We start from the raw sequence: 11,852 nt of genomic DNA, 5'->3' as shown, positions 1-11,852 counted from the left end.
GCGTTTTTGACGCGAGGGCTGGAAGCCGTCAATGCAGAGGTATCGCTCAGCGCCCTGGGCTACAACATGCGCCGCGTTCTGAACATCGTCGGCACAGGGGAACTGATCAAACACCTCGGCAAACGGGCTGCGACCGCCGCCTGAGGAGGCAAAGGAGTGCCCAGGGAGAGGCAGTCAAAGCCGACCGGATGCGAAAAGGACGGCCAGTGGCTAAGAACCCAAAAGCGGCCTGGCCATCTAAAAATAAAATCCTCCTACCTTAGCCCCCTCTCCCGCATCCCAAAACCAGTCCTAGAGTTGCCCTGTTCACTTCTCAGCGAGTTTTGAAACAGTCTGGCCAGCGGGTGGACGAAGGGTCTCCGGCATTCGAAGTTTACTCTTCCTTCGACACCCCCAATCCTCTACGTCCTGGCGGGCGCAGCTACACCACGTAGCTGCCCGCACCAGCGGGTGGACGAAGGGTCTCGAGCCTTCGAAGTTTTCTCTTCCTTCGACACCCCCAATCCTCCACGCCCTGGCGGGCGCAGCTACACCACGTGGCTGCCCGCGCCAGCGGGTGGACGAAGAGTCTCGAGCATTCGAAGTTTTCTCTTCCTTCGACACCCCAATCCTCCACGCCCTGGCGGGCGCAGCTACACGAGTAGCTGTAGAAATACTACAGCCGGATCTCCATGGCCTGGGCGGCGCGATGGGCCTTGGCGCGGGCTTCATCGATGCTTTCGGCGCAGGCCAGGGTCACGGCCATGCGACGTTGGCCGCTGACGGTGGGCTTGCCAAAGAGGCGCATTTGCGTATCCGGCTCGGCCAGGACTTGGTCCAAAGACCCGAACTGCACCTGGGAGGAATCCCCTTCCACCAAGACGGCACAACTGGCGCTAGGGCCGTGCTGACGGATGTTGGGAATTGGTAGGCCCAGGATGGCGCGGACGTGCAGGGCGAATTCGGACAGATCCTGTGAAATGAGGGTGACCAGACCGGTATCATGCGGACGCGGGGACACCTCGCTGAAGATGACGTCATCACCCTTGATAAAAAGCTCCACACCGAAGAGGCCACGACCACCGAGGGCCTCGGTGATGGCTCCGGCCATGTGCTCGGCAGCAGCCAGCGCTTTTTCGCTCATGGCATGCGGCTGCCAGGACTCCCGGTAATCCCCTTTGATCTGCGTATGCCCGACCGGGGCGCAAAAGGAAGTGCCGCCAGCATGGCGCACGGTGAGCATGGTGATCTCATAATCAAAGTCCACAAAGCCTTCCACAATGACCTTCCCCTTCCCTGCGCGGCCGCCTTCCTGGGCGTATTGCCAGGAATGGGCGATGTCGGCCTCGCTCTTTACCACGCTCTGGCCTTTGCCAGAGGAGGACATGATGGGCTTGATGACACAAGGCATGCCGATCTCTGCAATCGCCGCACGGAATTCTTCCTCGGTTTCAGCAAAGATGTAGGGGGAGCTTTTCAGGCCCAGCTCCTCGGCAGCCAGACGGCGGATACCTTCGCGGTTCATGGTCAGCTTGGCAGCGCGGGCGGTGGGCACGACGGTGAAACCTTCGTTCTCTAGTTCCACCAAAGTATCCGTGGCGATGGCCTCGATCTCCGGGACGATGAAGTTGGGCATTTCCACCTCCACCAAGCGGCGCAGGGCCTCGCCATCCAGCATGGAGATGACATGGCTGCGATGCGCTACCTGCATGGCCGGGGCATTGGCATAACGATCCACGGCGATGACTTCGCAGCCGAGGCGTTGCAATTCGATGACGACTTCTTTGCCCAGCTCGCCGGAGCCGAGGAGCATGACTTTGGTCGCTGTGGAGGAAAGAGGGGTGCCGATGCGGGACATGCCCCATCTTTGGCCGGACAAAGCGCCGCGTCAATTCAGGGACACGGCCCCGATGGTAGGAACCACCACTTCATCACCTTCCTTCAGCTTGCGATCCGCAGGCAGCTTGTTCAGTTCACGAATTTTTTCCGGGGTCGTGTTAAAGAGTCCGGAGACGGTGTTGATGTCATCCCCCCGCTCCAACTGGTAGGCAACGATGCCACGGCGATTGCTGCTGACGGGCGGCTCAGGCTTGGAGACAGGCTGGTAAGTAGGCTCTGGAGCCGGGGCCGGTGCGGGAGCAGGAGGCGGGGTGAAATAGGTCAATCCGGCTCCGGGCAGGGGCTGGGTATCCCGGTCTGCTGGCGGATATGAGGGAGCGGGCGCTGGACTGCGAGGGACACTGCCCCCAGGAATGACGAGGCGCTGGCCAGGCTCGATGAGATTGGCGTTTTTTAACCGGTTAGCGGAGGCGAGTGTGGACGTGGAGATGCCGTAGCTTTTGGCGATGGCTCCCAGGCTTTCTCCTTTTTTGACGATGTGAGCCCTGGAGGTGATGGTCGCAGGGTTGCCGTTGTCCGCAGGTGGCCAGTAGGATGTGGGACTGGCTTTTTTTCCTGGGATGGTCAGTTTCTCACCCACCAGCAGGCGGTCCGGATACGCGGACGGATTGGCCCGGGCCAGGGCATCCTGAGTGATGCCATTGGCCTGAGCGACTTGGGAAAAGGTATCTCCAGGCCGCACGATGTGTACGCCAGTCTGGTTATACTCCACGGGGGCGGCACTATACCCAGGAATGACCAGCGTCTGGCCGACGGTGATCACTTCTCCAGTCAGGCGGTTGGCAGATTTCAGCGCATTGATGCTGGTGCTGTGCTTGTCCGCGATGCGCCAAAGAGTATCCCCTGGGCGCACCGTATAGAATTTCCCTCCTGAGTGCGGATCATCGGCAGGCGGACGGATACCTGTGCCAGTCTCGATGCTGCTGAGACGCTGATCCTGCCGGGCATCATTTTTTTCCAGACGGGCGACCTTTGTTTCCAAAGTCACCGGGCGGGAGTTGCTGCTGGAGCTTTTTTTAGCCGTAGTACTGCTGCCCTTGGCCGTGGACGGCTTTTGATTGGGAGGCGTTCCGTAACCGGACTGATATTGGGGAGACTGCGGCGGAGTGGTATAGCGCGGCTGTGGCTGAGGAGACGAAGGCCTGGCAGGGGTGTAGGCAGACCCGCCGTGGCGGTAGTTGGGTGCCTGGATGGCACCTGGCGCGTAATTGTTTTGCGCGGCTGCGAATGAGGTGAAGAAAAACACCGAGCCAAGGACCAAGCTGGGGTGCTTCACAAAAAAGTCTGCAGACGGCACTTTCATGTTTGTATTTTAGTGAGTATAATAGTTAACGACAATAAGTATTTTAAAAATATTGAACAATTTTTGAAAAAAGCGGAATCCATCTCCCTCCGTCGTTGGAAAAAAGTACGCTTCGGCCTGCGCAGCCTGGCCTCCTATACGGCCTTGGCCACAAGCTTGGCTTCGTTGGCCTGGCTATCGAATCAACTGGAGGCCGTGCCCGCAGTGAGGCTGGAGCCATGGGATCTGGATGCAGCCCCGTTGGTGGTCTTGGACGCTGGCCATGGCGGGCATGATGGTGGCGCGGTGGCAGGCGGGACGATTGAAAAAAATTTGGCCCTGACACTGACCCTTCGCCTACGAGACCAGTTACTCAGCCAAGGAATGCGGGTGAAAATGACCCGGGACAAGGATGTCTTCCTGCCCCTGGAAGAACGTGCTTCAATCGCCAGCCAAGCAGAGGCCGCCGCCTTTGTAAGTCTGCACCTGAATACAAGCGCCTCGCCGGATGTGAGCGGCATTGAGACATACTATACAAAACGCAAAACCCTGTCCGCCCAGCGTGCTATGCAGGCAAAGTGGTCCCTAGCCACCGGCTCCGTTCAAGATGAGCGGGGGCAATGGCTGGCAAAAAGTCTGCAAAAGCATGTCTGCCAGGCCACGCAGGCGGTGGATCGAGGCATCAAGGAGCGCAGCTATGCTGTTGTGAGCCAATCCTTGGTGCCTGCGGTCCTCATCGAATGCGGTTTCCTAACCAATGCGCCGGAGATGGAGAAGCTCAAAAAACGAACCTACCAGGAGCAACTGACCCGTGGCATCGCTGCTGGCATCACTCAATTTGTGAAAGCGCACCAGGGCCGTCCGCACTATGGCATCCAGGCGGAAGCTGGCCCGCCCACCGCCCCGGTGGAGGAAGCCGAGAGCGCGAGTCCCCAGTGAAAGAACATGGAGAGAGTTTGGCAAACTGCCTGCTTCCTGCTACAGACTGAGCAAACGCCCGCCTGATGCCCCCGACTTTTTTGCGCACTTCCCTTTGGACTCTGGTCCTGATCCTGGGAGGCGCACTGGCCCTTTACGCGACTTTTGCGACGGTCCACTACGAATGGAACTGGAAAGACACATGGGTTTACCGTGAGCAGTTGGCTTGGGGGTGGGTCACCACGATGGCCATCTCGCTGGGAGCCATGGCATTGAGTATTTTTGTAGGCTTTTCCTTGATGATAGGTAGGCGCGCGCCGATACTGCCACTGCGCCTACTATGCACCGGCATCGTCGAATTGCTGCGCGGATCTCCGCTTTTGGTACAGTTACTGATTGGGTATTACATCGTAGCTTCCGCCCTGCATATTAACGATCCTTTAATCGTCGGAATGATCCTCCTGGGCTGCTTTGAAGGGGCGTATCTGGCGGAGATATTTCGAGGGGCGGTGGAGAGCATTGGGGCCTCGCAGAGGGAGGCCGCGCGTGCCGTGGGTTTTAACCGGGTTCAAACTTATCGTTATGTGATCATTCCCCAGGCAGTACGCCGTGCATTGCCAGGGACCACGGGGCAGCTTGTCTCGCTGATCAAAGACTCCTCCCTGCTCTCCGTCATCGGCATTGAGGAGCTGGTGCAGAAGGTCAAAATTCTAAACAGCAGCAGCTATACTGCCCTGGAGGGATACCTGCCACTGGCCGCCGCCTATCTCATCGTCACGCTGCCGCTGTCCTGGTTTGCCGGGCGGCTGGAAAGGAGGTTCGCGTATGAAACTTGAAACGCGTTCCGTGGTGAAACGTTACGGCGCGTTTCATGCGCTGGACAAAGCCAGTTTTCAAACCGGAGATGATGCCCGAGTCGTGGTCTTGCTAGGCCCCAGCGGCGGGGGCAAGTCCACGATGCTGCGTGTCCTGGGTGGCCTGCTGGTCCCGGAAGAAGGTAGCGTGCTGGTGGATGAAGAAGAGCTGCCACATGAGGCTGAAGGCGCTCTGCGGGTGCTGCGGCAAAACGGCTTTGTCTTCCAGGGATACAATCTTTTCCCACACCTCACCGCGCTGCAAAACGTCACCCTTCCCCTAACCGCGGTGCATGGTCAGACGGAAACGGCAGCCCGCCAAAGGGCAGTGGAACTGCTCACCCGGCTGGGCCTGGCGGAGCACATGCGCAAGCGTCCTGCAGAGCTTTCTGGCGGACAGCAGCAGCGCGCCGCCATCGCCCGCGCACTGGCTTCAAAACCCCGGCTTCTCCTCTTGGATGAACCCACTTCCGCACTGGATCCGGTGATGACCGGGGAGGTGCTGGATGTCATCCGTGAACTGGTCCAGGAGGGTCAGCAGATCGTCCTGGCCACCCATGAACTCAGTTTCGCCCGGCAGATAGCGGATTGGGTGGTGTTTCTTGCAAAAGGCAGCGTTTTCGAGTCCTGCCCAGCAGTTAAGTTTTTTGATGATCCCACGTCGTCCTTTGCGAAGGACTATTTGACGGCGGTGACAAAATATCGTTGAGTAAATATAACTCTATTCATGTAGGCCAGCGGGAAGCATCCGGGCTGCGTGTCTCACGAAATAATCGTCAAATTCAGTAACAGGCCCATTCAATGTGGGTAATGCCCACGAATGCCTCGCCCAAGATTTGCAAATTCGAGAAAATTCGAAAACAAAGCCTTGAAAACAGTCACATTGACTATAATATCCATATGATGCTAACCGTTCCAGAAAATAATGTGAGTCTTTCTCCCTGGCAGACGCAATCGCGCAACGGCCCATTTCATCTCTCCGCCTTCCTGGCAGACGCTGCCGAGCGAACCCCGGAAACCACGCTCACCGTGGATGGAATGGAATTTACCTGCGAGCAGGCATGGATGAACGTGCTGCGCATCGCCACTTGGTTGCAGCAAAATGGCGTTCATCGTGGAGAAAAAGTGGTCGCGGTGCTTCGCCACAGTCCGGATCTGCATCTGATCACCCTGGCCGTAGCCCATATCGGCGCAGTGATTTCCATCATTTCACCGCAGATACGCAGCCAGGCTTTCCAGGCGATTTTAGAAGAAGCGGAGCCAGTTTGTCTGTTTCTGGAAAAAACCAGCCGTCATTTAAAAGATGTGGCTGAAAACATTCTGACCGTCTGGCTGGGTGAAGGCCTGAATGGTGGCAATTGGGATGAGGCTGATTTTTCCGAAGTGATGAGCACCCGTCCCGCTTGGGGCATGCGCTTTCCAGGAAAGTCTGAAGACCCGGCCTTCCTCGTTTTTTCTGAATCCGCAGGGACCGACAGGAAGCCTGGAGTGGTCCTGACTCACGAAAATGTTCGCCTGATGCTTTCTGAGCAGCCACGGCAGGGAAATGCATTTTTATCCCTCTTCCACACGGATGAAGCATGCCCTGAGATTGAAACAGCGGTCCTGGAAGCCTGAGTAGTTTCAGACTGGTACACGGAGAGGGATTCGAACCCCCGACCAACTCGGTGTAAACGAGCCGCTCTACCACTGAGCTATCCGTGCGCGTGTGAGGGTGGCTATATTCGAGAAGCTTTGCCTGCGTGCAAGGGATGATTTCGTTCCAGACTCAAAATTGAGCAGACAGGGATGAAATGGCAAAAGGGTGAAAATATCGCCTGCTTGAGCGGAATTAGGGTTAAAGTACTCCGCTCTTTTTCAATGACTGCTCAGCCTCCGCCTCTCCCGTCTTTACCCTGCCAGTGGCTGGCTCAGGCTACGGAACGATGGCCAGAGCGGGTGTTGGTTTCTGGCTCCACTCCCCTCACCTTTAAAGAAACGCAAACACGGGTCAATCACCTGGCTGCCTGGCTGCATGCCCAGGGCATTCAAAAAGGGGACCGGGTCGTGGTGGTAATGCCGAACCGGGTGGAAGTCCTCCTCATCATTCTCGCAGCGCTGCAAGAAGGGGTAATTTTTTCCATCCTGAGTCATCAAATGCAGCCGGAAGGTTTGCAGCGGATTTTGACCCAGTGTGAGGCCAAGGCGGTGTTTTTGGATGCCTCCACGGCCCACTTGGCCCTAACAGCGGATGGTTGCGCCATTATCTCGGTGGATGAGGAAGCAGGGCGCAGTCTTTTTGAAGGACGCGAAGCCACACCTCGGGCAGTCCCACTGACTGCGGACGATCTCGCTTTTCTGGTCTTTACTTCCGGGAGCACGGGCACGCCACGTGGTGTCATGCTGACTCATGGCAATGTGGCTTTCGTCAGCCCGGCTATCCAGGTCCGGCTAAAATACCAGGCGGACGATTGCATCGGCATCTTTTTACCCCTGGCTTTTGATTACAGTCTTTATCAGCTTTTTTATGCCTGCCTGACGGGTGCCAGCCTGTTTCTCGGCAGACCAGAAATGGTGGGGCCGGAGTTGCCTAAAATCCTGGCCCGTGAAGGCATCACCATCCTCCCTGGGGTGCCGACCGTCTTCGCCGCGCTGATCAAAATGCAACGCTTCCGCCCAGCGGAGCTTCCCCGGCTGAGGATGATCACCAATACAGGGGATCATCTGCCGCAGGCTTACATCCAGCAAATTCAGGAGCTGCTGCCGCAGGTGCAAGTGGTGCCGATGTTCGGCCTCACGGAGTGCAAGCGTGTCTCCATCATCCTGCCGGAGGAAATGGAGACCCATCTGGACAGTGTCGGCCGTCCCTTGGATGGCACCACCGTCTTCACCGTGGATGAGCATGGGCAACCTCTGCCCGCCGGGGAGGCGGGAGAACTGGCCATCCAGGGGCCACACGTTTCTCCAGGTTACTGGCAGTCCCCGGAGGAGACGGCCAAGCGATTTCGTGACCTGGATGGAGTGCATACCCTTTTCACGGGTGATCAAGGCCAAGTGGACAGCCAGGGATTCATTACGTTTTTATCCCGTAGCGATTTTGTCATCAAGCATCGCGGCACGCGCCTGAGCCCTGCCGAGGTGGAGGAAGCCGCGTATGCCGTTCCCCAGGTCGTGGCCGCAGGCTGTGTGAAAGATGACCGCCGGGATCTCCTATGTCTCTTTCTGTCCACGACTCATGACCATATGAATGAGGCTGGCGTACTCACCGCCCTGGCCACCCGGCTGGAGCGCGGAAAGCTGCCAGACCGCGTGTACTTCCTTCCTGAGTTGCCGCGTACCAGCAACCAGAAGCTGGATCGGAAAGCCCTGCGTAATCTGCTGCCCCAAGTTTAAAGAATGGATGCCTCTTTTGCCAATGGCCTTGCCGCCACCTATGATACGCCTTTTTATGCGTATGACCTTTCGGCGGTGGCCTGCCGCACGCAGGAATTGATGGCCTCTTTGCCTGAGGGTGCCCGGCTGTTTCATTCCTTCAAGGCCAATCCTCTGCCCCCCGTCGCAGAGGAAATCCGGCTCGGAGGAGCACAGGCAGAAATCACTTCTCTAGGGGAATTGCATGCCGCCAGACTGGCCGGGCATGATCTGACCCAGGCCCTATATGGCGGGCCGGGAAAAAAAGCGGCCGAAATCGCGGCGGCTCTAAACGCAGGAGTACGCTGGTTTTCTTGTGAATCCTGGCAGGACCTGAAACGCTTGTCCGAGGCTGCCACGGCGGCCCAAACGGAGGTACAAATTCTGCTACGCGTCAATCCGGCTGAGGCACCGGACGCACGCCTGGCCATGACCGGGGTGGAGAGCCAGTTTGGCTTTGATGAGTCACTTTTGACGGACCCTGAGGCACGGGCAAAAGTCCGCCAGCCGGGAATCTGCCTGCGGGGCGTGCATGTTTATTTTGGCACCCAGGTCGCCTCAGTCGGTGCACTCACGGCCAATACCCGTCGTGCTCTGGAGACGGCAGTCCGCCTGGAGGCAGCCCTGGACTTCGAATGCACCGTCATCAATGCCGGGGGAGGTTTTCCCTGGCCGTATGCCAACAACGCCCCCGTCCCCGCATTGAAAGGGCTACGTGAGGAATTGACAACTCTCTGGCAGGCCAGCCCGCTTTATCCCAAAGCACAACTCTGGTTTGAGGCGGGCCGATATCTGTGTGCCGCCGCAGGCACCCTGGTCACCCGGGTGCTGGATGTGAAGCCTTCCCGCACGCGCACCTTTGTCGTCCTGGATACGGGCATTCATCATCTGGGCGGCATGGCAGGCCTGGGGCGCATCCCCCGCAGTGCGGTGACTTTTCAAAATCTCAGCCGCTCACATGCAGGGGAAATGACGGCGGATATCGTTGGTCCCCTGTGCACTCCACTGGATAGCCTGGCCCGTGGCTTAAAACTGCCTGTGGTAGAAGCGGGTGATTTGCTTGCCGTTCCCAATGTTGGCGCTTATGGACTGACGGCCAGTCTGGTCGCCTTCCTCAGTCATCCAGCACCTGTCGAGATCTCTTACCGCGAGGGGGAGATGGAGCAGGTGTGGCGGTGGCGTAGCGGCCACCAGCAGCTCTTTCCCGCCGAGATTCCTTATTGATTCCATCATGTCCGATACTGCCGCCCGCCTGTACGCCCTGCTCCGTCCGCATCTGCGCATGGTCCCGCCTGAGGCCCCAATCCAGCCTGACGATGACCTGGGCAGGCTGGGACTGGATTCATTGGAATCCATCGAAGTACTCATGGAAATCGAATCGGAATTCGGCGTGCCGATCCCGGATGACCTCATCACGGTGGAAACCCTCGCCACCCCCGGAAACCTGCTGCGCGCGCTGGAAACTCAGCTGGCCCTGGTCGCTGCCACACGGGCCTGATCACATCCAGCCGCGCCATTGATAGACCCAGGTGCCGATCACCTCATGAAACCAGGTGTCGAACAGGTCAAAGGAGGTGCGATCAGGCAGATGCAGCCACTCCACATCGCCGATCTGGTTATACCTGCTTAGATAATGGCAGGGCACAGGCACCACCGTCACGCCGGCTTTGGCAAAGGCACCCACAGACCGAGACATGTGTGAGGCGCTGGTGACCAGCAACACTTTATCCCAACCCCGCTCCTGGGCGAGCTGGGCCACCTTCAGCGCCTCATCCCGGGTATGCGCACAGACCCCCAGGCTGATGCTTTCAAAAGGAACATTGGGAAACCTTTCCAGAAAATTCAGGATGGCATCCGCCTCTGAATATACCACTTCGTCCTGCTTATACCCCCCGCCTCCTAGCACGAGCACCGGAGCCATGCCGGAAGCAGCCATGGATAAAGCGGTGGAAAGCCGATCTGCTCCACGCACCAGGCGCAGCCCCGTCGGCTCCGTGAGCGAAGGGCCGATCCCGCCCCCCAGGCAGACGATGGCATCCGCTTCCTCCACCGCTGCGGGATCCGGCAGCGGATACCGGTTTTCCAGACCGAGTAACAGCCAGGAGATGAGCGGTGTGCAAGTAAGGAGGCTTAAAATAACCCAGGCCATGACCGGCAGGGCGGACCAGCGCCAGAGGCGCTTCCACACCATGTGAACAGTCCAGATGCCCAGCAGCAGCCAGACCAGAGTCAGCGGTTGAAGCAGGGCCAAAGTCCAGCGCAAAAGGGTTTCCATAAGGCTCAGGCTTTCTTTTTGATGGCGTCCCAGGCGGCGTCCATTTCTTCCAGGCTGGCCTCACCCAGTTTTTTGCCGTCCCTGACCAGCGCCTCTTCCACGGCGTGAAAACGGCGCACAAATTTTTCATTGGCGGCTGCCAGGGCGGCTTCAGATTCGATGCCCAGCTTGCGCGCCAGATTGACCACGCTGAAAAGCAGGTCCCCCAGTTCCTCCTCCACGGCAGCAGTTTCTCCCTTGGCCACGGCCTCTTCCAACTCGGCCGCTTCTTCACGGATCTTGCCGAAAACCGGGGCGGCATCCGGCCAGTCGAATTTCACGCGCGCGGCTTTTTTTTGCAGCTTTTGAGCGCGCATGAGGGCAGGCAGGCCATTGCCCACCCCGTGCAGCAGACCTTCTTTTTGGCTGCCTTTTTCCTGGCGTTTGATGGCATCCCACTGCGTCAGTACGGCATCGGAGGTGGCCGCTTCGGCTTCACCAAACACATGCGGGTGCCTGCGGATCAGCTTTTCCGTCAGGCCGGTAGCCACGGCATCCAGGTCAAAGGTGCCTGCGCCAGCGGCGATCTCGGCATGGAGCACGGGCTGCAAAAGCAGGTCTCCCAGTTCATCACAAATCTGCGCCGGATCCCCGCTGCGGATGGCATCCACCACTTCATAGGCCTCCTCCAAAACATGCGGGATCAGCGTTTCATGCGTCTGCTCCTGGTCCCACGGGCAGCCTCCCGGCGCACGCAGACGGTGCACGACATAACGCAGACGGGTCATGGGATCGGGATGCTCAAGGCTCATGTCAGCACGGGATAGCTGCAAAAGCGCAGGATGAAACGTGAAAATGATTGATTCACGGACGTGTGCGCCTACCTCATGCGTCGTATCCTGTCCCTGTCTCGTATCCTTTTTTTAACCCCCACTCTTATGGCCTCCGAAGCAGTCCTCAATCTGAACGAATCCAACTTCCAGACGGAAATCTCCAGCAGCACGGTCCCTGTCATTGTGGACTTCTGGGCTGAATGGTGCGGTCCCTGCCGGATGCTCACCCCCATCCTGGAACAACTCGCCGTTGAAAAAGGTGCCGCCGTGAAGGTCGCGAAGGTCAATGTGGATGAAAATCCCCATCTCGCCGCCCAATATGGCGTCCGCTCCATCCCGATGCTGCTTTTCATCAAGGATGGCGAAGTGAAAGACACCGTCGTCGGTGTGCAGTCCAAGGACGCGCTTTCCCGCAAGCTGGACGCACTCGCTTAATCCGCACC

General features: G+C 58.3%; 12 protein-coding genes and 1 tRNA gene. 8 read left to right on the top strand and 5 right to left on the bottom strand.

Features of this window, described 5'->3' with window-relative positions; genetic code table 11:
- Positions 1 to 655 precede the first annotated feature (655 nt).
- Both purT and EI77_RS22790 read right to left on the bottom strand, forming a co-directional pair.
- Positions 656 to 1,837 carry a formate-dependent phosphoribosylglycinamide formyltransferase gene (gene purT, locus EI77_RS22795; RefSeq protein WP_133797627.1) on the bottom strand — a complete coding sequence of 394 codons (1,182 nt, stop codon included), beginning with the start codon at positions 1,835 to 1,837 and terminating at the stop codon, positions 656 to 658.
- A gap of 30 nt (positions 1,838 to 1,867) precedes the next feature.
- Complete coding sequence (locus tag EI77_RS22790; protein ID WP_133797626.1) at positions 1,868 to 3,181, bottom strand: muramidase family protein; 1,314 nt, start codon at positions 3,179 to 3,181, stop codon at positions 1,868 to 1,870.
- A gap of 63 nt (positions 3,182 to 3,244) precedes the next feature.
- Between EI77_RS22790 and EI77_RS22785 the strand changes: the two genes are divergently transcribed.
- The 4 genes from EI77_RS22785 (at position 3,245) to EI77_RS22770 (ending at position 6,549) form a co-directional block, all read left to right on the top strand.
- Complete coding sequence (locus tag EI77_RS22785) at positions 3,245 to 4,099, top strand: N-acetylmuramoyl-L-alanine amidase (protein WP_166647457.1); 855 nt, start codon at positions 3,245 to 3,247, stop codon at positions 4,097 to 4,099.
- 65 nt (positions 4,100 to 4,164) lie between these two features.
- Positions 4,165 to 4,914 carry an amino acid ABC transporter permease gene (locus EI77_RS22780; protein ID WP_133797624.1) on the top strand — a complete coding sequence of 250 codons (750 nt, stop codon included), beginning with the start codon at positions 4,165 to 4,167 and terminating at the stop codon, positions 4,912 to 4,914.
- Complete coding sequence (locus EI77_RS22775; protein ID WP_133797623.1) at positions 4,904 to 5,641, top strand: amino acid ABC transporter ATP-binding protein; 738 nt, start codon at positions 4,904 to 4,906, stop codon at positions 5,639 to 5,641. Before EI77_RS22780 ends, EI77_RS22775 begins: the two co-directional genes overlap by 11 nt.
- 191 nt (positions 5,642 to 5,832) lie before the next feature.
- Positions 5,833 to 6,549, top strand: a complete 717-nt coding sequence (locus EI77_RS22770; RefSeq protein WP_166647456.1) for an AMP-binding protein — start codon at positions 5,833 to 5,835, stop codon at positions 6,547 to 6,549.
- Between the two features lie 12 nt (positions 6,550 to 6,561).
- On the opposite strand, the gene EI77_RS22765 is transcribed toward EI77_RS22770, so the two are convergent.
- Positions 6,562 to 6,636 (bottom strand) — tRNA-Val (locus EI77_RS22765).
- 156 nt (positions 6,637 to 6,792) lie between these two features.
- Between EI77_RS22765 and EI77_RS22760 the strand changes: the two genes are divergently transcribed.
- Genes EI77_RS22760 through EI77_RS22750 form a run of 3 tightly spaced genes read left to right on the top strand, consistent with a single transcriptional unit; the run spans position 6,793 to position 9,820 of the window.
- Entirely contained in the window at positions 6,793 to 8,304 is a 1,512-nt protein-coding gene (locus EI77_RS22760; protein ID WP_166647455.1) for a class I adenylate-forming enzyme family protein, read from the top strand.
- A gap of 3 nt (positions 8,305 to 8,307) precedes the next feature.
- Positions 8,308 to 9,546 (top strand): type III PLP-dependent enzyme domain-containing protein, encoded by a 1,239-nt coding sequence (locus EI77_RS22755; protein WP_133797620.1) that lies wholly within the window; start codon positions 8,308 to 8,310, stop codon positions 9,544 to 9,546.
- A 7-nt stretch (positions 9,547 to 9,553) separates the two neighbouring features.
- On the top strand, positions 9,554 to 9,820 hold the full coding sequence (locus EI77_RS22750; RefSeq protein ID WP_133797619.1) for an acyl carrier protein: 267 nt from the start codon (positions 9,554 to 9,556) through the stop codon (positions 9,818 to 9,820).
- Here EI77_RS22750 and EI77_RS22745 read toward each other — a convergent pair whose 3' ends face one another.
- On the bottom strand, positions 9,821 to 10,597 hold the full coding sequence (locus EI77_RS22745; protein ID WP_133797618.1) for a YdcF family protein: 777 nt from the start codon (positions 10,595 to 10,597) through the stop codon (positions 9,821 to 9,823).
- Between the two features lie 5 nt (positions 10,598 to 10,602).
- Positions 10,603 to 11,364, bottom strand: coding sequence for a nucleoside triphosphate pyrophosphohydrolase (gene mazG, locus EI77_RS22740; protein WP_243839028.1), 762 nt, complete (start codon positions 11,362 to 11,364; stop codon positions 10,603 to 10,605).
- Positions 11,365 to 11,514: 150 nt separating this feature from the next.
- Here mazG and trxA point away from each other — a divergent pair, with 150 nt between their 5' ends.
- Entirely contained in the window at positions 11,515 to 11,844 is a 330-nt protein-coding gene (gene trxA, locus EI77_RS22735; protein ID WP_133797616.1) for a thioredoxin, read from the top strand.
- Positions 11,845 to 11,852 lie beyond the last annotated feature (8 nt).

This window comes from Prosthecobacter fusiformis (assembly GCF_004364345.1).
GTDB lineage: Bacteria > Verrucomicrobiota > Verrucomicrobiia > Verrucomicrobiales > Verrucomicrobiaceae > Prosthecobacter > Prosthecobacter fusiformis.
Note: the sequence above shows the minus strand (reverse complement) of the source record. Positions and strands in the feature narration are given on the sequence as shown.